Source organism: Solibacillus palustris, from assembly GCF_022549215.1.
Lineage (GTDB): Bacteria > Bacillota > Bacilli > Bacillales_A > Planococcaceae > Solibacillus > Solibacillus daqui.
The window spans coordinates 1-1,483 of record NZ_JAKZFC010000029.1; the positions used below are offsets into that span (position 1 = coordinate 1).

General features: G+C 29.3%; 1 protein-coding gene. It reads left to right on the top strand.

From position 1 onward, the window contains the following. Positions 1 to 1,483, top strand: a 1,483-nt coding sequence (locus tag LZ480_RS19610; protein ID WP_241371225.1) for a condensation domain-containing protein, incomplete at both ends; no start/stop codon positions are given.

Consider the following 1,483-nt stretch of genomic DNA (forward strand, 5'->3'; position numbering starts at 1 on the left):
AGTACTCAAATCAAAAATTCATAAAGCATTAAATAAAGATATACTACTAAAAGAGCTATTTAGGCTACCAACAATTAAAGAACAAAGTGAATTTTTAGAATATTACGAAGAAAATGTTTGCACAAAAATAGAAATAGTAGAAGAAAAGGAATACTATGAAGCATCCTCAGCACAAAAAAGAATGTATATGCTGCAGGGACTTGATAAAGATAGTATTGCGTATAATATTCTGGGAGGCTTAGATATATCAGGCAACCTGGATATAAATAGATTAAATGAAACATTTACAAAATTAATTAGGAGGCATGAAGTCTTAAGAACAAGTTTTTATGCTAAAGAAAATAAGATTGTACAAAAAATCCATTCAGCAGAAGAGATAAAATTTGAAACAGAAAAAGTAGAAGTCCAAAGTGAGGAAGAAATAAAAGTAAAAGCTAAGGAATTCATAAAACCATTTGACTTAGAGAAGGCTCCATTACTAAGAGTTTCTGTATTAAGTCCAGAGAAAGACAGACATATTATGCTATTTGATATGCATCACATAATATCAGACGGAGTTTCCATGAGCATATTAGCAAAAGAATTTAGTAAGTTATATGCCGGGGAAGATTTAGAAGAACTCAAGGTGCAATATAAGGATTATTCATCTTGGCAATTGAATAAAAGAAATAGTGAAGAGTATAGAAATCAGGAAAAGTATTGGCTAAAGGAATTTAGTGGAGAGCTACCAGTATTAAATTTACCTACGGATTACACAAGACAGTCAATAAAAGAGTTTAGTGGAGACAGCGTAAATTTTACGCTAGATAAAGAAATAACTCAAAAATTAAGGAGTATAGCAAAAGAAACTGGAAGTACCTTACACATGGTTTTATTATCAAGTCTTAATATTTTACTATCAAAATATAGTGGACAAGAAGATTTTATTGTTGGAACTCCAACAGCAGGAAGAAATCATAAAGATTTAGAAAATATAATTGGTATGTTTGTCAATACTTTAGCTATAAGAACGAATGTAGATAGTAAGTTAAGTTTTAAAGAGTATTTGAAATCTGTAAGAGAGAAGGCATTAAGTGCTTATGAAAACCAAGACTATCAATTTGAAGAATTAGTTGATAAGGTAGCTGTTAATAGAGACTTAAATAGAAATCCAATATTTGATGTTATGTTTGTATTACAAAACATGGAAGAAGCTAAAGTGGAGATAGAAGATTTAACTTTTAACCTTTATAATTTTGACATCAATGTGGAAAAATTTGATATTACAATGACTGCAGTAGAAGAAAAATATGAGATAAACGTAAATTTAAATTATGCGACTAGCCTGTACAAACATGAAACTGTAGAAAGTATGGTAAGTCATTTCTTAAATATAGTAAAAGAAATAGTAAGAAATACAGAGGTTAAACTTAAGGATATAGAAATACTAAGTGAAGATGAGAAGCATAAGTTATTGGGAGAGTTTAATGATACAAATGCAGAT